Origin of the sequence: Brevundimonas vesicularis (assembly GCF_027886425.1) — a bacterium.
In the GTDB taxonomy this organism is placed as follows: domain Bacteria; phylum Pseudomonadota; class Alphaproteobacteria; order Caulobacterales; family Caulobacteraceae; genus Brevundimonas; species Brevundimonas vesicularis_C.
Genome location: NZ_CP115671.1, coordinates 1,942,041 through 1,968,286, shown reverse-complemented (window position 1 = coordinate 1,968,286; position 26,246 = coordinate 1,942,041). Strand labels below are relative to the sequence as shown.

Here is a 26,246-nt window from a genome sequence, read left to right as displayed (position 1 = left end):
CTTCGCCAGCCTGCGAAAATCGCTTGCTTTGAGCGGCCCTGCTGTGTCCCATTCGCGCCCGAGCGCCGCTGCATTCCGTGCGCCGCTCCGGGGTCGCCATGAAGAAAATCGAAGCCATCATCAAGCCCTTCAAGCTGGATGACGTCAAAGAGGCGCTCCAGGACGTGGGCGTGCAAGGCATGACTGTGCTGGAGGCCAAGGGATATGGTCGCCAGAAAGGTCATTCCGAACTGTATCGCGGCGCGGAATACGTCATCGACTTTCTGCCCAAGATCAAGATCGAGGTAGTCGTCGCCGACGACCTCGCGCCCGCGGTTGTCGAGGCCATTCAGACCTCGGCTCGCACAGGCAAGATCGGCGACGGCAAGATCTTCGTGTCCGATGTCGCCGAGGTGATCCGCATCCGCACCGGCGAAACCGGAGCCCAAGCCGTCTGACCTGACTACCCTCCCCGGCCCTCGGCCCTCGGGTCGCTGTCCGGTCTCCTCCCCAAACGACAAGAACAGGACTTTCCGAGAATGAGCGCCAGCAAGATCCTCAAAGAGATCAAGGATGAGGAGGTCCAATATGTGGACGTCCGCTTCACCGACACGCGCGGCCGTCTGCAGCACGTCACCTTCGACGTCGATTTGGTCGACGAGGACTTCCTGAACGAAGGCACGATGTTCGACGGCTCGTCGATCGCCGGCTGGAAGGCTATCAACGAGTCCGACATGCTGCTGAAGCCGGACCTGACCACGGCCTATATCGATCCCTTCTATCAGCAGAAGACGATGTTCCTGTTCTGCGACGTGCTGAACCCGGACACCGGCGAGCCCTACAACCGCGACAGCCGCTCGATGGCCAAGAAGGCGCTATCCTACGTCCAGTCGTCGGGCGTGGGCGACCAGGTCTTCTTCGGACCGGAGGCCGAGTTCTTCATCTTCGACGACGTACGCTGGTCCACCCAGCCGCACGACACCGGCTACAGCTACGATTCGACCGAGTTGCCCGCCAACACCGGCGCTGAGTATTCCGAAGGCAACATGGGCCATCGCCCTGGGCCCAAGGGCGGTTATTTCCCCGTCAATCCGGTCGATTCCGGCCAGGACCTGCGCGGCGAAATGCTGGGCGTCATGCGCGATCTGGGCCTTCAGCCCGAGAAGCACCACCACGAGGTGGCTCCGGCTCAGCACGAACTAGGCCTGAAGTTCTCGGACCTGCTGACCATGGCCGACCGCCTGCAGCTTTATAAGTACGTGATCCACAATGTGGCCCACGCCTACGGCAAGTCGGCGACCTTCATGGCCAAGCCGATGTTTGCGGACAACGGTTCGGGCATGCACGTCCACATGTCGATCTGGAAGGACGGCAAGCCCCAGTTCGCCGGCGACCAGTACGCCGGTCTGTCTCAGGAGTGTCTGTGGTACATCGGCGGCATCATCAAACACGCCAAGGCCATCAACGCCTTCGCCAACTCGACCACCAACAGCTACAAGCGTCTGGTCCCCGGCTATGAAGCCCCGGTGAAGCTGGCCTATTCGGCCCGCAACCGTTCGGCCTCGATCCGCATCCCTCACGTCTCCTCGCCCAAGGCCAAGCGTCTGGAAGCCCGCTTCCCAGATCCGATGGGCAATCCCTATTTGACCTTCGTCGCCCTGCTCATGGCCGGCCTGGACGGGATCGAGAACCGGATCGATCCGGGCGCGCCCGCCGACAAGAACCTCTACGACCTGCCGCCGGAAGAGCGCGGCTCGATCCCCGAGGTCTGCGGCTCGCTGCGTGAAGCGCTCGAGAACCTCGACAAGGACCGCGCCTTCCTCAAGAAGGGCGGCGTCATGGATGACGACTTCATCGACAGCTACATCGAACTGAAGATGGAAGAGGTGATGCGTCTGCAACTGCACCCGCACCCGGTCGAGTTCGACATGTACTACAGCTGCTGATCACCTGATCGCAGTCAAGACAAAGGGCCGGGAATCGCTCCCCGGCCCTTTTTGCATGGCCTGACTGCTTCGAGCAGCGATCGACAAGCCATCGTGGCGTTAAGCGATCTCGGCTTCCAGATCGTCCGCCTTCTTGCGGCGCAGCTCGATCAGTCGCACGCACCAGATAGAAATCTCGTAGAGAATGACCAGCGGCACAGCCAGCATCAGTTGGCTGATCGGATCGGGCGGCGTGACCACGGCTGCGACCACGACGACAGCGACGATGGCGTAGCGCCGACCGGCCGCCATGACCTTGGAACTGATCAGACCGGCGAGGCCCAGCAGCGTCGTCACCACAGGAAGCTGGAAGCAAAGACCGAAGGCGAGCAGCAGCGAGGTCACCAGGCTGAGGTAGTCGGAAATCTTGGTGGTTTGCGCCACAGATATGCCGTCGGTGGCGACCTGCTGGCTCAGCGAAAACAGCATCACGAACGGCAGCATGACGTAATAGACCAGCGCCCCGCCCAAGCAGAACATCACAGGCGCGGCGATCAGGAACGGCAGAAACGCCCCGCGCTCGTTGCGATAGAGACCCGGCGCCACGAACCGGTACATCTGCCACGCCATGACTGGGAAGGTCAGGACCGCCGCGCCGAAGGCCGCGATCTTCATCTTGGTGAAGAGCTGTTCCAGCGGCGCCGTGGCGATCAGTTGGACAACTGCGGCGCTCCCTGGCGGATAGGGTCTGATTCCCGTCATCACCGCTATCAGTTCGATGGGATTGGCGTGCCCGCCGGTCGCCAAAGCTGCGGCATGGATCGCCACGGCGGCCTGATACGGCTTGATCAGCGCAATCTGAATCTGATTGGCGAAGGCGAAGCAAAGGATGAAGGCCAGGAAGAAAGCCACCACACAGATGAGCAGCCGCCCGCGCAGCTCGATCAGGTGATCCATCAGAGGCGCGCGCGACGCCTCGATCTCGGCCTCGTCACGATCGGAAGGCGTCACAGGTCAGCGGCTTTCTTGCGCGAGGTCTTGGACTTGGCGGTTACAGGCTTGGTCTTGGCCGCAGGCGCGGCGGCCTTGGGTTTGGCGGCTGAGCGAGTTTTGGCCGTCGCCGATCCGGCGACAGCCGTCCCCGTCTTTGCCTTGGGGGCTGTTCGTTTAGGTTTCGTCGCCGTGACGGGCTCAACAGGCGCCGGCGTGTCCGGCCATTCGTCGACCGCAGGCGTCATGACTGGCGCCTCCGGCTCCGGTGCAGGCAGGGCAGCCGCCGCAGTCGGCCCGGTCAATCCGGCGTTTATGTCCTTGAAGGCGGCGTCCGCCTCGGCGCCCAGAGGATACATAGCCCCCTGCCCCGTCCGCAGCGCCTCGACCTCCTTGCGTAGGTCGTCCAGTTCGGACTGACGCGCCATCTCGTCGAAACTTGATCGGAATTCGTTGGCCATGGCGCGCGCCTTGGCCACCATCTGACCGACGCGACGCATCAGGACAGGCAGGTCCTTTGGCCCCACGACAAGCAGGGCCACCAGACCGATCACCACTAATTCGAAACCCCCGATACCGGGGCCGAGCCCGCCCATGCGTCAGCCCTTACAGACGACGACTAGCGCTTCAGCTCTTCCTTTTCCGCCTCGGTGCGCGGCAGCGAACTGACGCCCTCGTGCGGGCCGTCCTTCTTGTCTTCGTCCTTCAGGCCGTCCTTGAAGGCGCGAATACCCTTGGCGGCGTCGCCCATGATGCCCGACAGCTTGCCCCGGCCGCCGAACAGCAGCGCGATGACGACGATGACGATGGCCCAGTGCCAGATGCTCATGGAGCCCATGGCTAATCTCCTCGCGGGGATCGGTCATCCGATCCCATCCACTCTTATTCGACCCGCATATAGGCGCAGTGATGGCCCCGCGCCAAGTGAGGCTGTAGGTCTGCGCGACCATGAGTCCCTCCGATCACGTCATCATCCACACCGACGGCGCCTGCAAGGGCAATCCGGGCCCCGGAGGCTGGGGCGCCGTGCTTCAGGCCGGCGGCGGTCATGAAAAGGAATTGTGGGGCGGCGAGCCCAACACGACCAACAATCGCATGGAGCTGATGGCCGCCATCATGGCGCTGGAAGCCCTGAAACGCCCCTGCAAGGTCGAACTGCACACCGACAGCAAATACGTCATGCAGGGAATCACCGAATGGATGCGCGGCTGGAAGGCGCGCGGTTGGCTCACGGCCGACAAGAAGCCTGTGAAAAACGCGGACCTGTGGCAGCGGCTGGACACGGCGCGCCTGCGTCACGACGTGAAATGGCGATGGGTGAAGGGCCATGCCGGCCATGAACTGAACGAACGCGCCGACCAACTGGCGAATCGCGGTGTCGCGGAACTGCCCCGGCGCTAGACCGCCTCGACCTCCTTGTCCGGCTCGGCTGGACGTCGGCGCACGCGCGATCCGCTCATCACCGCGCCAAACAGGGCCGTGACGGCCGCGATCTGAAACCCGTGACCGACGCCGTTGATCGGCGCGGCCGATAGCAGGAAAGCCACCACCACGGCGCCCAGGGATTGCCCGACGACCCGCGCCATGCCCAGGGTGCCGCCCGCTGCGCCGGCGCGATCTTTCGGGGCCTCCGACAACATGGCGCGATTGTTGGGCGACTGGAAAAATCCGAAGCCCGCGCCGCATAGGGCCATGCGCCAGATGATGTCGAAATGGCTCGAATCGGCATTGAGAAAACTGAGCGCCATCAGGCCGCAAGCAAACAGGCTAAGGCCGATGGCGCCCAGCACGCCCGCCGAATAGCGATCAGACAGATGGCCGGCCAGCGGCGCTGCGATCATGGTCGCCAGTGGCCAAGGCGTCATAAGCAAGCCGGTCTCGACCGCCGTAAGCCCCAACGCGCCCTGGAGAAAAAAGGGCAAGGCCACGAACGCCATCATCTGGGCTGTGAATGATATGACCGATGTTGCGACCGACAGGCTGAACATCGGTCGCGCCAGGAGGTCGAGCGGGATTAGCGGCGACGTCCGTGAGCGCTCGTGGCGAATCAGCAAGACCCGGCCGCCAGCCCTGTTCCTGTCAGACCAAAGCCAAGAACAGCCGCCTCACCGTGCGCTAGCGACTGAAGGCCTGTGATCAGCAGGCCGAATGCCGCAGCGTTGAGCGCAGCGCCGAGCCAGTTCAGCTTTCGCGGCTGAAGTCGGTTGTGCGGCAGGGTGAAACCCGCCAGCGACACCGCCAGCAGGCCGATCGGCACATTCATCGCAAACAGCCAGCGCCAGTGTCCGACAGCCAAGATGGCGCTTGCGATGGTCGGCCCCGCCGCCGCCGCGAGCGAAACGATCACCGCATTGATTCCGACTGCACGACCCAGCAGTCGCTGCGGATAGGTGTAACGGACCAAGGCTCCGTTGACGCTCATGATGCCCGCTGCACCGAAGCCCTGAACAACGCGCGCGAGGCTGAGCGTTTCGATGGAGTTGGCGAACACACACGCGATGGAGGCCAGGGTGAACACGGCCAGACCCGCCTGTGACACACGCCGATAGCCGACGATCTCGCCCAGCGACGCCAGCGGCAAAAGGGCGACCACGATGGCGATCTGATAGGCGTTGACGATCCAGATCGAGGCGGCCGATGACGCCTGCAAATCCTGCGCAATCGACGGCAGGGCGACATTGGCGATTGCGCCATCCAGAACGGCCAGCGTGATGCCCAAGCCGATGGATACGATGGCCCAGTAGCGACTAGGCGTCGGCAAGCCGTCTGTGACGGCGTTCTGGCTGTCTGTCATGCCTGACGAACGCCGATGCGACCGTTGCGTTCAGACGGGTGATTGCACCGTCAGCAAAGAGCCGTTCACGCGCATCACGACGACATCTTGTCCTTCGACCGGCGCCTCGCCCACGATCTCCGCCGGCCACTCGGCGCCGGAGATGAAAACGCGACCGCGGCCCGAGACGAACGTTTCGACCACCCGCGCACGCTGACCGACCAGACGGCTGTCGCGGTCATTGATGTCGGGACCGTCGGGATTGGCTTTGGAGATCAGACGGCGGGACAGCAGTGTGGCGATGACGGTCAGAACCGCGAAGACGGCGACCTCGCCCGGTAGCCCTAACCGCACGCCCGCCGCCGTCATGACCGCGACAACCCCGGCCGAAACGGCGGGCCATAGCAGCCATTCGGTCGAGAACATCGCTTCGACCGCCAGCAGCAGAACCCCGATCGCCAGCCAGATCCAGAACGGCTGGGCGACATACAGATCAGCAAGCGACATCATCGGTCAGCCTCCTTGGATCATGCCGAGGGTGGAACGGAGCCCCCGACGGGGCGGCGCGGCGGCGCGGGCCGCACAGGCGGCGTCGCAGCCGAGTTTTGATCCTTGGCCAGGCCGACCATCTCTCCGATGCCGGCGATCGTGCCGACCAAGGCGCCCATTTCGGCGGGCACGATGACGGTGCGCTGCTGCGGGCTGCGGGCCAGTTCCGCGAAAGCCTCGACGTATTTTTGAGCCACGAAATAGTTGATGGCGTTGACGTCCCCGCGGGCGATGGCTTCCGACACCATAGCCGTGGCGCGGGCCTCGGCCTCGGCCTCACGCTCGCGCGCCTCGGCGTCGCGGAAGGCGGCTTCCTTTCGACCCTCGGCCTGAAGGATGGCGGCCTGTTTGGCGCCCTCGGCGCGGGCGATGGCGGCGGATTTCTCGCCGTCGGCCTCGGTGATGACGGCGCGACGTTCACGCTCGGCCTTCATCTGGCGCGCCATGGCGTTGGTGATGTCGGTCGGCGGGGTCAGGTCCTTGATCTCGATCCGATTGACCTTGACGCCCCACGGCTCGGTGGCCGCGTCAATGACATGCAGCAGGCGCGTGTTGATGCTGTCGCGCTGGCTCAGCACCTCGTCCAGTTCCATCGAACCGACCACGGTCCGCAGATTGGTCATGCACAGCTGCGAAATCGCATAGGGCAGATCGTCGACGCGATAGGCGGCGCGGGCGGAATCCATCACCTGGATGAAGACGATGCCGTCGACCTTCACCATGGCGTTGTCCTTGGTGATGACCTCCTGGGTCGGCACGTCCAGCACCTGTTCCATCATGTTCATGCGGCGGCCGACGCGTTCCACGAACGGCGTCAGGAAGCCGATGCCAGGGCTCAGCGTCTTGGTGTACTTGCCGAAGCGTTCGACCGTAAATTCACGGCCTTGCGGCACGATCTTGATCACGCTGATCAACAGCACGATGGCCAGCAGCAGCACGACGCCGGCGAAGATGGTGGTCACGTCCATTCAGATCCCTCCCTGACGCGGCAAGCCTACCCGCTGCGCGCGAGCGGCGCCAGACAAACCGAGAGGACGGCCGCCTTAAAGGCCGTGCTTGGCCCGCCAGGCCGCGAGACGCACGCTGACGTCACGCTCGATGTCGCCGTAGAAAAGATTGTAGGGGACGATCTTGCGCCGATCCGCCCAACTCCCGCCAGCCGTCAAGAAATCGGCGTCCGGCGCGCTATGCCACAACAGGCCGCCACGGCATTCGGTGGAGATCAGCCGGCCAGTCAGGGCCGGTCGGGCGCCCCATTCCAGGCCGGTCGCATTGGTGGCACCGCTGTGCTGACGCGCCGCGGCACGCAGCTGACTCGCAGCACCCGTTACCGGATTCACGCAGATGGGGTCAGTGGACAGGTTCACCAGATCGCCGCGATCGTCCCATTCCAGAGCGCGTCTCAGCTTGCGTCGCGCGCCCGTTTCGTCGCCGTCCTGCACCGACGCCCAGGCCACGATACACCCCGTTTGATCGGCGGCGTCGCAAGGCGAGATCGCCTGCCGGAACATCTCGCGCCCGACCAAGGTCTCGATCAGATAAGCGGCAACAAGCCTGTCCTTCAGGGCCGGATTGGCGCGGAGTTGGTCGCGAACCAGACGCGCTGTCAGCTCTCCGCCCTGTTCGACGCCGGCGATAACGATGGGGCCGGCGGGATGCCGTTGCAGCCACAGTTCGAAGGCGGCCTTTACGTCCTCATAAGCGAAGGCACGCGCCTCGCGCGCGTCATCGCGTAAGGTCAGCCGTGTGTAAAGGCTGGCTTGGCGGTACAGCGGCGCGCTGACCCGGCCTTCTCGGGCGAAGGGCGACGCATAATTCGGCAGCACGACGCGCCGCATATAGGCGTTGGCCCGCGCATCGTCGATCGGCCCATTCCACTCGGCCCCGCCGTCAAACGTGGTCGGCATGACGAAGAAGACCGCCGCCTGGTTGAGTGTGCCCTGGTCAACCAGCGCCCAGGAGGATGTCTTTCGATAGTCGGGGGCGGGCGGCGGCTTGTAGGTCTGGAACGGCACCTGCGGGTCCAGCCCTGCCCTCAGAATGTCGCCGCTCCACACCGCAACGGCGGCCGTCAGCACGAAGACGGCGGCGAAGCCTGCATATCCGACCCATTGCCTGAAGGTCAGCCGACGCATCAGCGGTACGGATCAGCCGTGGCGAGGAAGTCCTGTACATAGCGCCGCACGCCCTCTTCCAGCGGCGTGGATTGACCCTCGAAGCCTGCGGCGCGGATACGATCCATGCGGGCTTCAGTGAAATATTGGTAGCGGTCGCGGATCGACAACGGCGTATCGACATAGTCGATGGAGGGCGTCTTGCCGGCGGCGTCGAAAGTGGCGCGTGCAAGATCGGCGAACGACCGCGCCTGACCCGAGCCGGCGTTGAAGATGCCCGAGACCTGCGGCGACTGAAGCAGAAACTCGATGATATCCACCACATCGTCGACGTAGACAAAGTCGCGCATCTGGCCGCCGTCCGCATAGTTCGGATTGTGCGACCGAAACAGGGTCACGGTCTCGCCAGCCTCGACCTGGGGCCAGATTTGAGCCACGACCGATTTCATTCCGCCCTTGTGACCTTCGTTTGGGCCATAGACGTTGAAGAACTTCAGCCCCGCCCACTGGGGCGGCGCCTGACCCCGATCCGCCTGCCGAACAGCATACTGGTCAAACAGCATTTTCGAATAGCCATACGCATTTAGCGGGCGAAGCTGCGACAATGATTCTGCATCGTCATCGTCGTTGAAGCCCGTTTCGCCGTCGCCATAGGTGGCAGCGGAAGACGCGTAGAACATCCGCGAGCCTCGGATTGCGCACCAGTCCCATAGGTCGCGAGACAGGGTGAAGTTGGTCCGCAGGATCAGGTCAGCGTCCGGCTCGGTCGTCGAAGAAATCGCGCCCATATGAACCACGGCCTCGATCCGCTCGGCATGACGCTCCAGCTGTTCGAACAATTCTTCGGGCGACCAGAAGTCAGCGATCGCGTGTTTGGCCAGGTTCTTCCACTTGGCCAAGTCGGCCGTCTCCAACCGATCACAGACGACGACATCATAGGCGGTCTCGGCTGTCAGCCGCGCAACGATGTTTGAACCGATGAAACCGGCGCCACCGGTCACGACGATCATTCTCGGCGTCACTGCGCGCTCCCTGTCATCTTCTCGATCGTTCGCGTGGTCGAATAGCCGTCCTTGAAATCCGCCAGCTTGACCTCGCCGCCCCAGCTTTCGACCAGATCGCCGCCCACGACGCCCTCTCGCGTATAGTCCGAGCCTTTGATCAGAACATCAGGACGCAGCCGTTCGATCAGGGCGATCGGCGTCGGATCATCGAAGCTGGTGACGCGGTCGACGCTGGCCAGCCCGCCGATGACGACGGCGCGACTATCCAGATCATTCACCGGACGCCCCTCGCCCTTCAATCGCTTGACCGATGCGTCGGTATTCAGCGCCACGACCAGACGATCGCACCAGCTGCGGGCCTGCGCCAGATAGGCCACATGGCCGCGGTGCAGGATGTCGAAACAGCCGTTGGTGAATCCGACCTTCAGTCCTTGACGTCGCCACCCTTCGACCTCGGTCGCCAGCTCGTCGAGCGGCGTCACCTTGGATAACGCAGCGGTGGCGTGCTGACTCAGCTCGGCTTCGATCAGCTCGGCGGGAGTAACCACTGCCGTGCCGGCCTTCCCAACGACCACGCCCGAGGCCAGGATGGCGAACTCGACCGCCATCTCCAGCGATGCGCCGGCGCCCAGCGCCAACCCGATCGCGGCCAGGCCTGTATCGCCTGCGCCAGACACGTCGAAGACCTCGCGCGCCCGGCCAGGGAAGTGCTTTACCGGTTCGCCGCGCCGCGCCAGGCTCATCCCTTTGCCCGCACGGGTGACGATGATCGCCTTGGCGGTCGTGGCGGCCAGCAAGGCAGCCAGCGCCGTCTCGACCTCGGCGTCCGTCCCAACCGGCAGGCCGGTAGCGCCGGCCAGTTCCGAAGCATTGGGCTTGATGACATCGACGGCGCCGTAGCGAGCGAAGTCCCTCCCCTTTGGATCGACGACAACCGGCGCCCCGGATGTCTGCGCCGCGTTCAGCGCGGAAGCCAGCAGCGCGTCGCTGACAACACCCTTGGCGTAATCTGAGAGCAAATAGACCGACGCATTTATAAAGGCAGCCGAATGTTGGATCGAGGTAGGCGCAGCCTCGTCATCCAAACGCAACAGCTGTTGCCCTCCCGAAACGAAGCGCGTCTTCACGATGGTGGACGCGCCTGCTGGCCTCGCCACGACGTCTTCTATGTGCGGCTCGGCGGCGATCAGAGCGGTCAGTTCCGCTCCAGCCGCGTCGTCGCCGATCACGGCGCCCAGCCGCGCCACCCCACCCAGAGCCGCAATATTGCGCGCGACGTTGCCGACGCCGCCCGGCATGGCGACGGTTCGGCTGGTGCGGAGCACAGGGATCGGCGCCTCGGGCGAGATGCGGCTGACCTCGCCGTAGACGTAGCGATCCAGCATCAAGTCGCCGACGCAGGCGATCTTCAAGCCGCGCACGCGCTCCAGCAGGCTTTGCAGGGCACCTAGGTCCAGGGTGTCAGACATGGGTCCGACCTAGAGGATTCAGGCGGCCTGCGCCACCGGCGCCTTGGCCCCGATCTTGATGGCCAGGTCGTCGAAGGCGATCAGTTCGGCGGCCAGGGCCTCGAACTGGCTCAGCGGCACCATGTTTGGGCCATCCGACGGCGCATTATCCGGGTCCTGGTGCGTTTCCATGAAGACTGCATCAACGCCGACGGCCACCGCCGCGCGCCCCAGCACCGGCACGAACTCGCGCTGACCGCCCGACGACGCGCCCTGCCCGCCCGGCTGCTGAACGCTGTGGGTCGCATCGAAGACGACGGGGCAGCCGATCTCTCGCAGCACCGGAAGCGCCCGCATATCGCTGACCAGAGTGTTGTAGCCGAAGCTGGCGCCGCGTTCGCAGGCCATGACGTTCGGATTGCCGGCGCCGACGACCTTGGCGATGACGTTCTTCATGTCCCAAGGAGCCAGGAACTGACCCTTCTTGATGTTGATCGCCTTGCCGGTGGCGGCGGCGGCCAGCAGCAGGTCGGTCTGGCGGCTGAGGAAGGCCGGGATTTGCAACACATCGACGACCTCGCCGACCGGACCACACTGAACCTCGGAGTGGACGTCCGTCAGGGTTGGCAGGCCGGTCACCTCGCGAATCTCGGCGAAGATCGGCATGGCGTCTTTCAGACCGATGCCACGCGCAGCGCTGGCGCTGGTCCGGTTCGCCTTGTCGAAACTGGTCTTGTAGATGATGCCGACATTCAACCGCTCGCCGATTTCCTTCAGGGCATGGGCCGTCTCCAGCGCGTGCTGGCGGCTCTCCATCTGGCAAGGACCGGCGATGAAAGCGATTCTTGCGCCGCCGCCGATGACGACAGGCGTCCGAAGACCTTCGGACAACGTAATGACAGCGTTGGGTCGGCTCACGAGGCGGCTCTTTCGACGTTCGGTGTTGTGGAGGCGGCTTTTGCCGCAGCTATTGGGCCATCAGGTGGCGCTCTGAAGGGATGAGCGCAAGTTATCACGGAGTTCGCCCGCGTGGCCACCAAACCTGTCATCCTGTGGTTTCGCCGCGATCTGCGACTGCATGACAATCCCGCCCTGAACCACGCGACGGAGACGGGGCGGCCAATTCTGCCCGTCTATATTCTGGACGTGCATAGCGAACGGCCGATGGGCGCTGCGTCGCGCTGGTGGCTCGACAAGTCGTTGAGGGCGCTGGATGCCGCGCTTCAATATCGCGGTTCGCGCCTGATTCTGCGCAAGGGCAATGCGCTGAGCCAGCTTCAGGCGCTGATCGCCGAAACCGGCGCCGACGTTGTTTTTATGAACCGCCTGTTCGAACCAGAGGCGTTTGAGCATGACGCCGAAATCGCCCATACGCTCAAGGCGGACGGCGTCGAATGCCGTGGCTTCAATGGCGCCCTGCTCTGCCGCCCGGGCGAGGTGCTGAACGGTTCGGGCCAGCCGTACAAAGTCTTCACGCCGTTCTTGAGAGCTCTGCTGGCCACGGCCGAGGCGCCGGCTCACACAACGGGACCTCGCCAGATACAGACGCCCGAAACGGTTCAATCCGACGACCTCGACGGCTGGAAGCTGCACCCCCACCGTCCGGATTGGTCCAAGAGCTTCGACTGGACGCCGGGGGAGGATGGGGCCTCGCAGGCCTTATCCAGGTTCATACCATCCGGCCTGAAGACCTATGCGAAGGATCGCGACTTTCCCGACCGGCAAGGCGCCAACAGCCGCCTGTCGCCGCATCTTCACTGGGGCGAGATCAGCCCTTGGCGGGCGATAGACCGCGCCCGACAGGAGGCCAAAGACGGCAAGGTGTCATCATCGGAGGCCGACAAATTCATTGCTGAGATCGGCTGGCGCGAGTTCTCGGCGCACCTGCTGCACCATTTTCCCTACATCACCGAGCGCGCGTTCCGTCCCGAATATGACGCCATGCCTTGGCGTAAGGACGACGCGAGCCTCAGGGCGTGGCGACAGGGGCGGACCGGATACCCGTTGGTGGACGCCGGTATGCGCCAGCTCTGGACGACGGGCTGGATGCATAATCGGGTCCGGATGGTCGTCGCTTCCTTCCTGATCAAACATCTGCTGATCGACTGGCGCGAAGGTGAAGCCTGGTTCTGGGACACGCTGGTGGATGCCGACCGGGCCAGCAATGCGCAGAACTGGCAGTGGGTCGCAGGCTCTGGCGCAGACGCTTCCCCCTTCTTCCGCATCTTCAATCCCATCACGCAGGGTGAAAAGTTCGATCCCGACGGCGGGTATGTCCGTCGGTGGGTGCCTGAACTTCGCCGCCTGCCGGACCGCTGGCTACAGTCACCCTGGAGCGCACCCGCTGAAGTGCTGCGTGACGCCGGAATCGTTCTAGGGCGCGATTACCCCAAACCGATCGTCGAACACGAGAAGGGCCGCGCCCGGGCGCTCGCTGCCCTGAAGACCGTTTCCGGTCGCGGCGACGACCACAGCGACCGTGATTGACCCCCTTTGTATTCCGCGTTGAAAGTCAAAAGATGAGCGTCGCACACGCCGATATCGAAGCCGTCGCCAGCCGAACACCGCGCGTGTTCGCCATGCTGCTGCGGCTTCTGGCCGCCAACTGGACCTTCGGCCGCTTGACCGTGCAACTGCCCAATGGCGAGACCCATGTGCTTCAAGGCAAGCGGCCGGGTCCCAGCGGCATGATGACCGTGCGCGACTATCGGTTTGCACGCCGCGTCCTGGCGGCCGGCGATATCGGCTTCGCCGAAGGCTATATCGCGGGCGAGTGGGACAGTCCGCACCTGGCCGGTCTGCTCGAAACCTTGGTGGACAACTACGATCACATCCGGCGCCTGTTCGACGGCAACCTGATCATGTGGGTGGTCAACTGGCTGAGCCACCGCACCAATCGTAACAGCAAGACCGGATCGAAGAAAAACATCCACGCCCACTACGATCTGGGCAACGCCTTCTATTCCCAGTGGCTGGACGGCACGATGACATATTCATCGGCCCGCTTCAGCCGCGATGGTGAGGCGTTGGAGGTGGCGCAGCGTGAGAAATACGCCGCCCTGGCCCGAATGATGGATCTTCGGCCAAGCATGTCAGTGCTGGAAATCGGCTGCGGCTGGGGCGGCTTCGCCGAGTTCGCGGCGCGCGAGATCGGCGCCAAGGTCACCGGGATCACGATTTCCAAAGAGCAGCACGATTTCGCTCGCCAGCGCATGTTCAACGCGGGTTTGAGCGACCGCGCCGATATTCAGCTGATCGACTACCGCGATGTGCAGGGTCGATTTGATCGGGTGGCGTCCATCGAGATGTTCGAGGCTGTGGGCATGGAGTACTGGCCCGCTTACTTCGGCAAGGTCCACGACGTGCTTAAACCTGGCGGCAAGGCCGGACTGCAGATCATCACGATCCAGGACGACCTGTTCGACGAATACAATGCCCGGACGGATTTCATCCAGAAGTATGTCTTCCCCGGCGGAATGCTGCCCTCCGAAGACCGGCTGGCACCGGTCGTGTCGAAAGCCGGACTGTCATGGCAGTCGGTGGAACGGTTCGGCCTCGACTACGCTGCGACGCTCAAGCTTTGGGATGAACGTTTCCAGGCGTCCTGGGGCGAAATCAGCAAGCTTTCCGGCTTTGACGAAAGATTCCGCCGGCTCTGGCACTTTTATCTGGCCTATTGCGAGGCCGGATTCCGCTCTCGCCGCACCGACGTCATCCAACTGAGCCTGTCTCGCCTATGAGCCCGCTAATTTCGACAATGGACCTTGCCGCGCGATTGGGCGCGCCCGATTTGCGGATCGTCGATAGCAGTTGGCATCTGGACGGCCGCGACGCGCGCGCCGATTTCGAACAGGCCCACATCCCTGGCGCAGTCTTCTTCGATCTGGATGCGATATCGGATCGCGACAGCGCTTTGCCCCACATGATGCCCACGCCAGAGGCCTTTGGGGCGGCGGTCGGGACGCTGGGCCTCTCCGTCGATGACCAGATCGTCGTTTATGATACAGCCGGATTGTTCTCTGCGGCGCGCGTTTGGTGGATGCTGAAGACTATGGGCGCGACGAGGGTTCAGGTGCTCGACGGCGGCCTGCCGCGCTGGTGTGGCGACGGCCTACCAACCGTCTCCGGGCCTTCAGTCGCAGATGCAAAAGACTTTCATGCCAAGATGGCGCCCGATGCTGTCGCCTCGTTGGATGACGTGCGGGCGGCCTTGGCCCAGGACGTCCAGGTCGTGGATGCGCGAGGCACACCACGATTCAACGGCACGGCGCCCGAACCTCGCGCCGGCGTTCGCAGCGGCCATATGCCCGGCGCACGCAACCTCCCCTACGGCCGATTGCTAAGCAACGACGGCACGATGAAGCGTGGCTCAGCTTTGGAGCAGGCCTTTGCGGACGCCGGCGTGGATATCAACCGACCTATCATCACGACCTGCGGATCCGGAGTGACCGCCGCGATATTGACGCTGGGCTTAGCCGAACTCGGTCGTCCGTCGCGGCTTTATGACGGTTCCTGGGCTGAATGGGGCGCCCGAACGGACACCCCCGTGGAAACTGGCTGAGATCAGGCCGGCGGCGCCACGGGGACGACATCATCGGCGTCGATCGGTTCGTCTTCCTCGCCACGCGAAACGACAGTCGCCAGAACCAGGTCGCCCGTGACGTTCAGCGTCGTGCGGCACATGTCCAGGAAGCGGTCGACGCCCAGGATCAGGCCGATGCCCTCCGGCGGCACCTTCACCATCACCAGGATCATCGCCACGACCGGCAGCGAACCGGCCGGCACGCCTGCCGTACCGATGCCGCCAAGGATGCAGACCAGCATGACGATGATCTGCTGCGTGATCGTCAGGTCGATGCCGAAGAACTGAGCCAGAAACAGCACCGTCACGCCTTCGAACAGGGCCGTGCCGTTCTGATTGGCGGTGGCCCCGACCGTCAGGACGAAGCGGGCGATCTTGCGCGGCAGCTTCAGCTCCTGCTCGGCCGCCTTCAGCGACACCGGCAGAGACGCGTTGGATGAAGCGGTCGAGAAGGCCACCACCATCGGCTCGCGCACGCCCTTGAAGAAGGCGATCGGCGACCGGCCGCCAAGAATCCAGATCACCAGCGGATAGACGACGAACATGTGGATCGCCATCGCGCCCACCGCGACGCCGACATAGGCCGCGAGGCGCACCAGAAGGTCCCAGCCGAACAGGGCCGCGAGGTTGAACATCAAGCAGGCGATGGCGATGGGGGCCAGTTTGATGAAGAGGTTGATCAGCTTCATCGTCACTTCGAACATGCCCTCGATGACCTGCTGCAAGCGGTCGGTCGCAGGCGACTTGGCCATCACCAGGCCGATGCCGAAGAACAGAGCGAACACCATCACCGGCAGGATCTGGTTTTCGGATGCAGCGGTGAAGACGTTCGACGGAATCAGATCCAGGAAGAAATCACCCAGCTGGATGGTTTCGGGCGCGCCGCTGACGATACCGGCCGCGCCGTCACGTCCCTGGTCCAGCAGTTGCTGAGCGAGGACTGGGTCCACGCCCCTTCCGGGCTGGAACACATTGACCATCACCAGGCCGATAACCACCGCGATGCTGGACACCAGAATGGTCAACAACAGGGTCTTGATTCCCGCTCGTCCAAGCGAGCTCAGATCGCCCATCTCGGCCACGCCGACCACCAGGGCCGAGAACAGCAGCGGTATCACCATCATGAACAGCAGGCGTAGGAAAATCTGGCCCAGCGGTCCGGTGACGTTGTCCGTCAGCCAGACCACCCAGGCCGTATCCGCTCCCAGCGTCAGATTGACCAGCAATCCCCCGATCAGACCGACCGCGAAACCGATCAACATCAGCCAGTGCAGCGCAAGGCCGCCGCGTTTCGTCTCGGTCATCTGTCCCCCAGGAAGCGATGCAAGCGTCGGCGCTTATCGGATCGGCAGGCCATAGATCAAGCCGGCCGGGCGCGCGTTCCATTGTGCGTTCAAACCCCGCGCCAGGTCGAGCGCCGATTGCGACCCCAGATTCCGCTCGAAGATTTCGCCATAGTTTCCAACCGCACCCACGGCGTCCTTGGCCCAGGCGTTAGACAGCCCCAGCATGGGTCCGAACTCGCCCTCGGCGCCCAAAAGACGTCGCACGCGTGGGTCCGTCGTCGTCTTGAACTGATCTTTGGCATTGGCCTTGGTGACCCCGAGTTCTTCGGCCAGCATCAGGGCGTTCAGGGTCCAGCGGACGGTAGAGGCCCAGCGTTCGTCGCCCGCCTTGATCACCGGCCCCAGCGGCTCCTTGGACGCCACATCGGACAGGATCACATGCTCGTTGGGATTGGTCAGCACGGTCCGCGCGGCGGCTAGCGCAGAGATGTCGGCGCTGAACGCGTCGCAATCTTCACGGCCATAGGCGTCGCGCGCCGCTTCCTCCGTCTCGAACACGACAGGTCGATATTCGATGCCGCGAGACCGGAAATAGTCGGCGGCGTTGGCCTGGGATGTCGAACCCGACTGAACGCAAACCCGCGCGCCCGTCAGTTCAGTCGCGCTATTCAGGTTCAGCGAACGCCGGACCAGAAAGCCCTGGCCGTCGTAATAGTTGACGCCGGCGAAGACGAACCCCTCGCCCGCGTCACGGCTCATGGTCCAGGACGAGTTGCGCCAAAGCACATCGATGCGGCCGTCGTTCAGCGCCGTGAAACGATCCGACGCCGACAGAGGCACGAACCGCACCGCATCGGCATCGCCCAGCACTGCCGCCGCCGTCGCGCGACAGAAGTCCACGTCGAAGCCGCGCCACTGGCCGCGATTGTCGGTGTAGGCAAACCCGACCAAACCCTGATGCACACCGCAATTCAGGCGACCGCGGCGTTTGATGGCGGCCAGCGTCGGGCTTTTTGCGACCGCAGTCGAAGACGCTTGCGCGGGCGTGGCGGGGCTGGTTTCCGGCGCAGGGCTGGCGTCCTGGCGCCCGCAAGCCGTCGTCATCAGCACAACGGTCATCGCTCCGATCGTCCAGCACCGCATCGCGTTCCTATCCCTCGCCGCTTGCGCCCCGGTGGCTTTAGAGGCCTTTAGGGACCGATCCGCAACCCATGGGAGGGGCCATGTCGCTGCTTTCGGACCGCACCCGCCTGATCGCCGCCGCCACGCGACGCGGCCAGGGCCGCCGCGGCGTCAATCCGCCGATCGAACGCGCCTCGACGATGTTGAGCGATAGCGCGGCCGTCATGCGCGACGAGACCGACGGGCCGACCTATGGCCTCAGCGGCGGCAGCGCCGCCCGCGATCTTCGCCGCGCCCTGGCCGATCTGGAAGGGGCAAAGGACGCCTTTCTGGTTCCGTCGGGTCTTGCGGCCGTCACGGTTCCGCTACTGGCGCTTTTGAGACCAGGCGATGAGGTGATCACAACTGACGCCGTCTATGGTCCGACGCGCCGGTTCCTGAGCCGGTATCAATCGACCCGCGGCGTCACGACCCGCTTTTTGCCCGCAGACGCAGACGCGCAGGCTGTTCTGGCCGCCATCGGCGAACGCACGCGGTTGGTGCTGATGGAGTCGCCAGCCTCTCTCACATTCGAGATGGTCGATGTCACCGCCGTGGCACGGGCTTGCCGCGCGCGAGGCGTTCTGACGGTGGTCGATAATACCTGGGCCGCTGGCATGGCCTATCGCCCGCTCACCCATGACGTGGACGTCAGCGTCCAGGCCGTCACCAAATACGTCGGCGGTCATTCGGACGTGCTGATGGGCAGCATCGCTTCGAACGATCCCGCCTGTCTGAGAGCCATCGGCGACACGATCGAGGATCTCGGCTGGCATGTGTCGCCCGACGACGCCTGGCTGGCGCTGCGCGGCCTGCGGACTCTGCCGCTGCGGTATGCCGAACAGGCGCGGTCGGCTTTGATCGTCGCGGAGTGGCTGCACGGTCGGCCAGAGGTCTCCCGCGTGCTCTACCCGCCCCTGACCAACTCGATCAGCCATGACCTGTGGCGGCGTGATTTCACCGGCGCGGCGTCCCTGATGGGCTTGATTATGAAGGGCGGCGACAAGGCGGCGGGCGAGGCGTTGCTGAACGCCCTGACCCTGTTCGGCCTCGGCTATTCCTGGGGCGGGTTCGAAAGCCTGATCACCCACGAGACCCATCAGATGGACTACCGCTGCCATCCGCCCGTGCTTGAGGGCGAACTGATCCGACTGCATGTCGGTTTGGAAGACCCCTCAGAACTGATCGCCGACCTGGAACGAGGTCTCGCCGCCTTCACCGCCGCGCTCACGGTTCCTTAAGCGCCGCAAAGGACTGTGCGCCCGTGCGCGAACCGCCCGTTCAGACCCCGGATGATTCGCCGCCGCTGTGGGAACAGTGGGCGGCCGGCTTCGTCATCTTCATGCTGACCGGCGCCCTGATCGCGCCCGTGATCGCGCCGACCCAGGTCGAAACGCCGATCCTGCGGTTCATCTGGTTGCCGGTCTATGCCGTCATCGCCGGCCTGATCGTCTTTCGCTTCGACAAGGTCATCCGCGCCTGGCCCGCTTGGCTGATGATGTTCGCCCTGGTCACCCTGTGTTTCGTTTCGAAATACTGGTCGATCGACCCCGAGGTCACTGAGCGCCGCGTCATCGCCATGGCCATCAACAGCGCCTTCGCCATCTACCTGGGCGCCCGCTTCCGTCACGACGCCCTGCCACGCGTCCTGATGTACACCTGTCTGGTGATGGCGGTCGGCAGCCTGATCATGGTGTTCGGCTATCCGAAGGTCGGGGTGCACCAGTTCGACAACGCCGGCCTGTGGCGCGGGCTCTGGTACGAGAAGAACCAGATGGGGCTGGTCATGGTGGTGGGCGCCGTCTCCGCCGCAGCGACCCTGGCCGCCGAACATATCGCCGGACGCAACCATCGGTTCTGGATTTGCCTGCTAGCATTGGGCCTGACCACGCTCCTGGTGCTCGCCACCCAATCCAAGACATCGCTTCTATGCTGGGGCCTGGGCCTGGGCATGATCGGTGGGTGGTGGGCGTTGAAACAGGGCGGCGCGGTCATCACCGTGATAGGCATCTGGCTTGCCGTCATCATTGCGGCGGGCGCGACTTGGCTGTGGAACTCCGATTCCGCTGCGATCCTGGCGGCGCTGGGCAAGGATCCGTCGCTGACAGGCCGCACCCTCATCTGGGAAGCCTTGATGCGGAAGGTCGCAGAGCGCCCTTGGACCGGATACGGCTTCAGCGCCTTCTGGGGCGTGGACTCGATCCCCGCACGCGAAATCCGCATCGAGACCCAATGGCCCGTGCCTTCCGCTCACAACGGCTGGATCGACCTTCTCGTGCAACTGGGTTGGCCCGGTGCGGTGGCGGTGGGCGCCGTCATGGCGATCTCTGCGATCTTCGTCGTCGCGCGCACGAACGGGCTCGGTGCGCGCGAAGGCTATTGGAGCGTCGCTTATCTGGCGGTCTTCACGGCCCTAAGCCTGTCCGAGAGCGTCCTGCTAACCCACGCCAACCTGCCGTGGATCCTGATGCTGGCGATTATGGCCCGCGCCGTGACCTTTGATCCGGCGCCGGTTCGTGCAGCGCTTGCTCGACAGGCGTCACGGGCCTACCAGACCCGGTCCCGAATCGCCTCAGACTATGTGAATGGCCGCCGACCTCTTCGCTTTTGACGACGAACCCGAAGCTCGCAAACCCGAGCCGCCCAAGCCTGTTGTGGCAGCTCCGCCTGCGGCTGCGCCGTCTATCGTCCCCACGCCCGCGCCGCCTGCTGTTCAGGCCACGGCCACGACGGCGGCCGCCACCGGCTATTCCGCCTCGTCCATCGAGGTGTTGGAAGGGCTGGAACCCGTTCGCAAACGCCCCGGCATGTATATCGGCGGCACCGACGAGCGCGCCCTGCACCACCTGTTCGCCGAAGTCCTGGACAACGCCATGGACGAAGCGGTGGCGAAGCATGCCAAGCTGATCACCGTCGATCTGGACGCCGAGGGATATCTGTCGGTTCGCGACGACGGACGCGGCATCCCCGTCGATCCTCACCCCAAACATCCCGGCAAGTCTGCGCTGGAAGTCGTCATGACCGTCCTCCACTCCGGCGGCAAGTTTTCCGGAAAAGCCTATGAAACCTCTGGCGGTTTGCACGGCGTCGGCGTCTCGGTCGTCAACGCCCTGAGCGAAAGCGTCGAGGTCACGGTCTGGCGTGACGGTTTCGAATGGAAACAAGCCTTCAGTCGCGGCCACGTCCTGGCCCCGATCCAGCAGATCGGCCCATCCAAGAAGCGCGGCACCCTGATCCGCTTCAAGCCCGACGATGAGATTTTCGGCATGGGCGCGGCCTTCAAGCCCGCTCGTCTATTCCGCATGGCGCGGTCCAAGGCCTATCTGTTCCGCGGTGTTGAGATCCGCTGGACCTGCGCGCCGGAGCGGATCACCGACGCCACGCCCGCTCAGGCCAGTCTGCACTTCCCCGGCGGCCTGGCCGACGCCCTGATCGACCGTATCGGTCAGTTGGAAACCGTCACCCCGACCTTCGCCGGCCGCGCCGAGCGCCAAGGCGAAGCGGGCGCCTTCGAATGGGCCGTCACCTGGTCGCCGATCGGCTTTGGTGAATCGGACGGCTTCATCCAGTCCTACTGCAACACCGTGTCCACGCCCGATGGCGGCACGCACGAGGCCGGCTTCCGCGCCGCCTTGGTCAAGGGTCTGAAATCCTACGGCGAACTGACTAATGAAAAGCGCGCCGCGATCATCACGGCCGAGGACGTCATCGCCAATGCCGGCGCCCTGATCAGCGTCTTCATCCGCAATCCCGAGTTCCAGGGCCAGACCAAGGACCGTCTGTCCTCGCCCGAGGGGGCGCGCATCGTGGAGCAGCTGCTGCGCGACCCGCTGGACCACTGGCTGACCGAGAGCCCCAAACAGGCCAACGCCCTGCTGGGCTTCGTCGTCGATCGCGCCGAGGATCGGCTACGTCGCCGTAAGGACAAGGAGGTCCAGCGCGCCGCCGCTACCCGCAAGCTGCGCCTGCCCGGCAAGCTGTCGGACTGCAGCCGCCAGTCGGCCCAAGGCACCGAACTCTTCATCGTCGAAGGCGATTCGGCGGGCGGCTCGGCCAAACAGGCGCGCGACCGCACCACCCAGGCGATCCTGCCCCTGCGCGGCAAGATCCTGAACGTCGCTTCCGCCACCGCCGACAAGCTGCGCGCCAATGTCGAACTGTCCGACCTAGCCCTGGCCTTGGGCGTTCAGCCCGGTAACCGATTCAACATTGATGACCTGCGCTACGAGCGGATCGTCATCATGACCGACGCCGACGTGGATGGCGCCCACATCGCGGCCCTGCTGATTACCTTCTTCTATCGCGTGATGCCCGAAACGATCCGTCAGGGCCGGGTGTTCATGGCTCTTCCGCCGCTCTATCGCATCAGCGCCGGTCCTTTGAGCGAATACGCCCGCGACGACGCCCACCGCGACGAGCTGCTGGCGACCGTGTTCAAAGGCAAAAAGACCGAGATCGGCCGGTTCAAGGGCCTTGGCGAAATGATGGCCTCCCAGCTCAAGGAGACCACCATGGATCCCAAGAAGCGCACCCTGGCCCGCATTACGGTGCCCGACGCTGAGGCCAGCATCGAAGACCTGGTCGAACGCTTGATGGGCAAGCGCGCCGACGCGCGCTTCCAGTTCATTCAGGAAAACGCCCAGTTCGTGAAAGAAGAACTCGACGTCTAACGGCCTCGCGGCCCTTCCAACGCACGGCGACGCCTGACAAAAGGGAGGCATGCAGACGCCCGCCCCCTCCGCCGCCGTGCTTGACCAACTGAAAGCCGCGCTCGGTTCGGGCGGCTGGACCCAGGATCCCGAGGTCATCGCGCCGTCGCTGACCGAATGGCGCAATCGCTGGACGGGCGACACGCCGATCCTGCTGACACCTCGTTCGACGGAAGAGGTTGCGCGCGCTGTGACGATCTGCGCTCGAGAGGGCGTCGCCATCACGCCCCAAGGCGGCGGCACCGGCTTGGTCGGCGGCCAGATTCCATTCGGCGAGGTCCTGCTGTCGACCCGCAAGATGCGCGCCGTCCGCGATGTGACTCCGCTTGACGACGCCATGACGGTCGAAGCCGGCCTGACCCTCCTGGAGGCGCAGCAGGCGGCGACAGCGGCCGGCCGCTATTTCCCGCTCAGTCTTGCAGCCGAGGGCTCAGCCACCATTGGCGGCGTCATCTCCACCAACGCCGGGGGCACCCAGGTTCTTCGCTACGGCATGATGCGCGACCTGGTCCTGGGCCTTGAGGCGGTCATGCCCAACGGCAAAATCTTCCGGGGCCTGAAGCGTCTGCGCAAGGACAACACAGGCTACGACCTGAAACAGCTGCTGATCGGCGCCGAGGGTACGTTGGGCGTCGTCACTGCCGCCACGCTGAAACTCTTCCCCATCATGCGCTCGCGCGCCGTCGCGGTGGTCGGGCTGGAAACCGCCGCCGCCTCCGTCGAAATGCTCGCCCGCGCTAAGGCCGAGACGGGCGGCGGGGTCGAAGCCTTCGAACTGATGAAGCGCCTCGGGATGGAACTGGTCCTAAAGAACATCCCCGACACCCGCGAGCCGCTGGACTCGACGCCCGAGTGGTATGTCCTGATCGAGATCGCTTCGGGCACGCCCGGCGGCGCCGAGGCCCAGATGGAGGCGTTGCTCGAGGTCGCCTTCGAGGAAGGCCTGATCACCGACGCCGCCATCGCCCAGAACGACGCACAGCGCGCCGCCTTCTGGCGTCTGCGTGAAGAACATTCGGCGGCTCTGAAGCCCGAGGGCGGCGGCTGGAAACACGACGTCTCCGTCCCCATTAGCCGCATCGCCGATTTCATCGACGAAGCCTCGGCCGCCGTCGAACGCTTCCATCCCGGCGCCCGCATCTCGGTCTTCGGCCATGTCGGTGACGGCAATCTGCACTACGACATTCTGCCGGGCGTCGGTCAGGACATCCCCGCCTTCATCAGCCGCTGGAAGGAAGGCTCGCAAGTGGTTCACGATGTTGTCGGAACCTACGACGGCTCCATCTCGGCTGAACACGGGCTGGGCCGGCTGAAGACCGAAGAGGTCAAGCGCTACAAGTCCCCGCTCGAGATCGAAACCATGGCCGCCATCCGCCGCGCCATCGATCCCAAGCGGATCATGAACCCGTCGGTCCTGTTCTAGAACCGACGGGCGGGCCGCCTATCTGAACTTCCGCAGGCCTCTGGGGCCCTGGCGACCGGCGCCGGCGCGTTTGCCCAGCCAGTCTTTCCAGTCGGGCCAGTTGCGACGACGTCCGCCGCCGTCGGCCCATTCCGGCCCGTTTTCGGCGTTGAAGACTGCGATATCGGCGAGGCCGCCCTGTTTGAAGCTTTGCAGCTTCACGCCCTTGCCGCGTCCCATCTCGGGCAGTTCGGCAACAGGGAAGATCAGAGTCTTGATGTTCTCGCCGATGGTCGCAACGTGATCGCCGGTCACCCGCAGCACCGCCAGCATTTCGCCGTTCAGCACCTGCTTGCCGCCGCGCTTCTGCGCCAGGGTGTCGTCTTCCGGTGCGATGAAGCCGTATCCGGCCTTTGATGCGATCAGCAGCTTGCCGCCCGGCTGGTGCGCCAGGACGTTGATGATCTCGGCCTTTTCGTCCAGATCGATCATCAGGCGCAGCGGCTCGCCATGGCCGCGTCCGGACGCCAGCTTGTCCGCGCCTATGGTGAAGATGCGCCCGTCCGACGCCGCCACCAGCAGCTTGTCGGTCGTATAGGCCGGGACGAGGTAGGCGAGTTGGTCGCCTTCCTTGAACTTCAGCTCCGACGGATCCTCGACCTTGCCCTTGGCGGCGCGGATCCAGCCGCGTTCCGACAGGATGACGGTGATCGCCTCGCGCGGAATAAAGGCCTCGGGCGCGACGAAGGCGGACGTATCCACCGCCTCGGCGATCGTGGTGCGGCGCGGCGAGATTAGCGCCTTGCGCACGGCCTCCAGTTCCTTGGAGATCGCCTTCCACTGCTTGCCTTCTGACGACGTCAGCGCCTTCAGGTTGGCAAGTTCTTCGGACAGAGCGTTGAATTCCTTCTCGATCGTCATCTCTTCCAGACGCGCCAACTGACGCAGTCGGGTGTCGAGGATGAAGTCGGCCTGAACCTCCGTCAGACCGAAGCGCGCGATCAAGACGGCCTTCGGCTGCTCTTCCTCGCGGACGATACGGATCACCTCATCGAGGTTGAGGAAGACGATGCGCAGGCCTTCTAGCAGGTGCAGACGCTTCTCGACCCGCGCGATCCGCCATTGCGAACGACGGTTCAGCACCTCGCGTCGGTGATCCAGGAAGGCGCGCAGGCAGTCTTTCAGACCCATGACGCGCGGCGTGCCGCTCGCGTCCAGCACGTTCATGTTGATCGGGAAGCGGACCTCCAGATCGGACAGCTTGAACAGGCTTTCCATGAGCATTTCAGGCTCGATGGTGCGGTTCTTCGGCTCCAGGATCAGGCGAATGTCCTCGGCCGACTCGTCGCGCACGTCGCCCAGCAGCGGCGCCTTCTTGTGCTCGATCAGGTCCGCCAGCGCCTCGATCAGGCGCGACTTCTGCACTTGGTACGGCATCTCGGTGACGATGATCCGCCACACGCCACGACCCAGATCCTCTGTTTCCCAGCGCGCCCGCAGTCGCACCCCGCCCCGCCCCGTCTCGTAGGCGTCCAGGATCGAGGCATGACCTTCGACGGCCACGCCGCCGGTCGGGAAATCCGGGCCGGGAACCAGGCGCACCAGTTCCTCGGTCGTCGTCTCGGGCCGCTCCAGCAAGGCCTGACAGGCGTCGATCAGTTCGCCGACATTGTGGGGCGGGATCGAGGTAGCCATACCGACGGCGATGCCTGACGAGCCGTTGGCCAGCAGATTGGGGAAACCGGCTGGCAGGACGATCGGCTCCTCGTCCTGATCGTCGTAGGTGGCGCGGAAATCGACCGAATCCTGATCGATCCCGTCCAGCAGGAGCACGGCGGCCGGCGTCAGCTTGCACTCGGTGTAGCGCATGGCCGCGGCGCTATCGCCATCGATATTGCCGAAGTTCCCTTGGCCGTCGACCAGTGGGTAACGCTGAGCGAAGTCCTGGGCCAGGCGCACCAGGGCCTCATAGATCGAGGCGTCGCCGTGGGGGTGGTATCCGCCCATCACCTCGCCGACGACCTTGGCGCATTTGCGCGCCGCCGCCTGCGGGTTCAGCCGCATCTGATGCATGGCGTAGAGGATGCGTCGGTGCACGGGTTTGAAACCGTCACGCACGTCCGGCAGCGCGCGATTGGTGATGGTCGACAGGGCGTAGGCCAGATAGCGGCGGCTGAGCGCCGTCTCCATCGGCTCGTCGATGATGCGGCCGCCTTCCGGCGGCGGGGCGTGGATCGTCATGGCTCTGCGAATCGGGGATCGGAGACGGGAAGTCTAGCCCGTAAGACGCCAGATTGGGGGATAAGCGCGCTGGGGAGTCACCA

Annotated in this window: 24 protein-coding genes; 10 read left to right on the top strand and 14 right to left on the bottom strand. The window is 64.4% G+C overall.

Going from position 1 to position 26,246, the window contains the following annotated elements; genetic code table 11:
- Positions 1–98: 98 nt before the first annotated feature.
- Together PFY01_RS10135 and glnA are read left to right on the top strand one after the other, a co-directional pair.
- The gene (locus tag PFY01_RS10135) at positions 99–437 is read left to right on the top strand and encodes a P-II family nitrogen regulator (RefSeq protein WP_008261682.1); all 339 of its coding nucleotides are present in this window, start codon (positions 99–101) and stop codon (positions 435–437) included.
- A gap of 81 nt (positions 438–518) precedes the next feature.
- Positions 519–1,925 (top strand): type I glutamate--ammonia ligase, encoded by a 1,407-nt coding sequence (gene glnA, locus PFY01_RS10130; protein WP_066551526.1) that lies wholly within the window; start codon positions 519–521, stop codon positions 1,923–1,925.
- A 99-nt stretch (positions 1,926–2,024) separates the two neighbouring features.
- Here glnA and tatC read toward each other — a convergent pair whose 3' ends face one another.
- The 3 genes from tatC to PFY01_RS10115 are packed head-to-tail and all read right to left on the bottom strand — an operon-like array spanning position 2,025 to position 3,732.
- Positions 2,025–2,915, bottom strand: a complete 891-nt coding sequence (gene tatC, locus PFY01_RS10125) for a twin-arginine translocase subunit TatC (RefSeq protein WP_055753556.1) — start codon at positions 2,913–2,915, stop codon at positions 2,025–2,027.
- Positions 2,912–3,490, bottom strand: coding sequence for a Sec-independent protein translocase protein TatB (gene tatB, locus PFY01_RS10120; protein ID WP_271041188.1), 579 nt, complete (start codon positions 3,488–3,490; stop codon positions 2,912–2,914). Before tatB ends, tatC begins: the two co-directional genes overlap by 4 nt.
- Positions 3,491–3,513: 23 nt before the next feature.
- On the bottom strand, positions 3,514–3,732 hold the full coding sequence (locus tag PFY01_RS10115) for a twin-arginine translocase TatA/TatE family subunit (RefSeq protein WP_017503863.1): 219 nt from the start codon (positions 3,730–3,732) through the stop codon (positions 3,514–3,516).
- Between the two features lie 110 nt (positions 3,733–3,842).
- Between PFY01_RS10115 and rnhA the strand changes: the two genes are divergently transcribed.
- The gene (gene rnhA / locus PFY01_RS10110; protein WP_271041187.1) at positions 3,843–4,295 is read left to right on the top strand and encodes a ribonuclease HI; all 453 of its coding nucleotides are present in this window, start codon (positions 3,843–3,845) and stop codon (positions 4,293–4,295) included.
- Here the strand turns inward: rnhA and PFY01_RS10105 are convergent.
- The 8 genes from PFY01_RS10105 to kdsA form a co-directional block, all read right to left on the bottom strand.
- Entirely contained in the window at positions 4,292–4,882 is a 591-nt protein-coding gene (locus PFY01_RS10105; RefSeq protein ID WP_271041186.1) for an MFS transporter, read from the bottom strand. The two genes, rnhA and PFY01_RS10105, sit on opposite strands and share 4 nt — an antisense overlap.
- 59 nt (positions 4,883–4,941) lie before the next feature.
- A complete protein-coding gene (locus PFY01_RS10100; protein WP_271041185.1) occupies positions 4,942–5,688 on the bottom strand; it encodes an MFS transporter in 747 nt (248 codons plus the stop codon).
- Positions 5,689–5,718: 30 nt separating this feature from the next.
- A complete protein-coding gene (locus PFY01_RS10095; RefSeq protein WP_055753552.1) occupies positions 5,719–6,177 on the bottom strand; it encodes an NfeD family protein in 459 nt (152 codons plus the stop codon).
- Positions 6,178–6,194: 17 nt separating this feature from the next.
- A complete protein-coding gene (locus PFY01_RS10090; RefSeq protein WP_271041184.1) occupies positions 6,195–7,184 on the bottom strand; it encodes an SPFH domain-containing protein in 990 nt (329 codons plus the stop codon).
- A gap of 75 nt (positions 7,185–7,259) precedes the next feature.
- Positions 7,260–8,351 (bottom strand): DUF3089 domain-containing protein, encoded by a 1,092-nt coding sequence (locus tag PFY01_RS10085; protein WP_271041183.1) that lies wholly within the window; start codon positions 8,349–8,351, stop codon positions 7,260–7,262.
- Positions 8,351–9,340: an ADP-glyceromanno-heptose 6-epimerase gene (gene rfaD / locus PFY01_RS10080; RefSeq protein ID WP_271041182.1), complete on the bottom strand. Its 990-nt coding sequence runs from the start codon at positions 9,338–9,340 to the stop codon at positions 8,351–8,353. Before rfaD ends, PFY01_RS10085 begins: the two co-directional genes overlap by 1 nt.
- Positions 9,341–9,348: 8 nt before the next feature.
- Positions 9,349–10,803: a D-glycero-beta-D-manno-heptose 1-phosphate adenylyltransferase gene (rfaE2, locus tag PFY01_RS10075; RefSeq protein WP_271041181.1), complete on the bottom strand. Its 1,455-nt coding sequence runs from the start codon at positions 10,801–10,803 to the stop codon at positions 9,349–9,351.
- Between the two features lie 18 nt (positions 10,804–10,821).
- The gene (gene kdsA / locus PFY01_RS10070) at positions 10,822–11,700 is read right to left on the bottom strand and encodes a 3-deoxy-8-phosphooctulonate synthase (protein ID WP_026108227.1); all 879 of its coding nucleotides are present in this window, start codon (positions 11,698–11,700) and stop codon (positions 10,822–10,824) included.
- Positions 11,701–11,811: 111 nt separating this feature from the next.
- Between kdsA and PFY01_RS10065 the strand changes: the two genes are divergently transcribed.
- The 3 genes from PFY01_RS10065 to sseA all read left to right on the top strand — a co-directional run bounded on the left by PFY01_RS10065 (position 11,812) and on the right by sseA (position 15,343).
- Positions 11,812–13,269, top strand: coding sequence for a cryptochrome/photolyase family protein (locus PFY01_RS10065; protein ID WP_271041180.1), 1,458 nt, complete (start codon positions 11,812–11,814; stop codon positions 13,267–13,269).
- 92 nt (positions 13,270–13,361) lie between these two features.
- Positions 13,362–14,522, top strand: a complete 1,161-nt coding sequence (locus PFY01_RS10060; RefSeq protein WP_271043050.1) for an SAM-dependent methyltransferase — start codon at positions 13,362–13,364, stop codon at positions 14,520–14,522.
- Positions 14,523–14,557: 35 nt separating this feature from the next.
- Entirely contained in the window at positions 14,558–15,343 is a 786-nt protein-coding gene (gene sseA, locus PFY01_RS10055; protein ID WP_420197017.1) for a 3-mercaptopyruvate sulfurtransferase, read from the top strand.
- Between the two features lie 2 nt (positions 15,344–15,345).
- On the opposite strand, the gene PFY01_RS10050 is transcribed toward sseA, so the two are convergent.
- Both PFY01_RS10050 and PFY01_RS10045 read right to left on the bottom strand, forming a co-directional pair.
- Entirely contained in the window at positions 15,346–16,668 is a 1,323-nt protein-coding gene (locus PFY01_RS10050; protein WP_066628371.1) for a dicarboxylate/amino acid:cation symporter, read from the bottom strand.
- Positions 16,669–16,701: 33 nt separating this feature from the next.
- Entirely contained in the window at positions 16,702–17,769 is a 1,068-nt protein-coding gene (locus tag PFY01_RS10045; RefSeq protein ID WP_271041178.1) for an amino acid ABC transporter substrate-binding protein, read from the bottom strand.
- Positions 17,770–17,873: 104 nt separating this feature from the next.
- Between PFY01_RS10045 and metC the strand changes: the two genes are divergently transcribed.
- The 4 genes from metC to PFY01_RS10025 are packed head-to-tail and all read left to right on the top strand — an operon-like array spanning position 17,874 to position 23,943.
- A complete protein-coding gene (metC, locus tag PFY01_RS10040; RefSeq protein ID WP_271041177.1) occupies positions 17,874–19,052 on the top strand; it encodes a cystathionine beta-lyase in 1,179 nt (392 codons plus the stop codon).
- Between the two features lie 23 nt (positions 19,053–19,075).
- Positions 19,076–20,422: an O-antigen ligase family protein gene (locus PFY01_RS10035; protein ID WP_271041176.1), complete on the top strand. Its 1,347-nt coding sequence runs from the start codon at positions 19,076–19,078 to the stop codon at positions 20,420–20,422.
- Positions 20,397–22,481, top strand: a complete 2,085-nt coding sequence (locus PFY01_RS10030) for a DNA topoisomerase IV subunit B (RefSeq protein WP_271041175.1) — start codon at positions 20,397–20,399, stop codon at positions 22,479–22,481. Before PFY01_RS10035 ends, PFY01_RS10030 begins: the two co-directional genes overlap by 26 nt.
- Positions 22,482–22,530: 49 nt before the next feature.
- Positions 22,531–23,943: an FAD-binding oxidoreductase gene (locus PFY01_RS10025; protein WP_271041174.1), complete on the top strand. Its 1,413-nt coding sequence runs from the start codon at positions 22,531–22,533 to the stop codon at positions 23,941–23,943.
- Between the two features lie 18 nt (positions 23,944–23,961).
- Here the strand turns inward: PFY01_RS10025 and parC are convergent, their stop codons facing one another.
- Positions 23,962–26,163: a DNA topoisomerase IV subunit A gene (gene parC / locus PFY01_RS10020; RefSeq protein ID WP_066551509.1), complete on the bottom strand. Its 2,202-nt coding sequence runs from the start codon at positions 26,161–26,163 to the stop codon at positions 23,962–23,964.
- Between the last annotated feature and the right edge of the window lie 83 nt (positions 26,164–26,246).